1 protein-coding gene is annotated in these 240 nt (G+C 51.7%); it reads right to left on the bottom strand.

Annotated features, from left to right (window positions below):
• Positions 1–240: Glu/Leu/Phe/Val dehydrogenase dimerization domain-containing protein (locus QN347_RS20795; RefSeq protein ID WP_323494546.1), on the bottom strand; the 240-nt coding region annotated here is incomplete at both ends.

Genomic DNA, 240 nt, shown 5'->3' with positions numbered 1-240 from the left:
CCGCCGTATGGTACGTTGACAGCAGAATTCTTAATCGTCATCCAAGCAGACAACGCCATCACTTCTGACAGGGTCACATCTTGGTGAAAACGCACGCCACCTTTACCTGGGCCGCGGGACGTGTTGTGTTGTACGCGATAGCCCTCAAAGTGAGAAATACTACCGTCATCGCGTTCGATAGGCACATCGACGATGAGAATACGCTTAGGACGCTTGAGGGTTTCTACCCAACGCGATAAG

The sequence above is a fragment of the Sphingomonas sp. 10B4 genome (assembly GCF_035019905.1).
Lineage (GTDB): Bacteria > Pseudomonadota > Alphaproteobacteria > Sphingomonadales > Sphingomonadaceae > Sphingomonas > Sphingomonas glacialis.
This window is presented reverse-complemented; position numbering and strand designations above follow the sequence as displayed.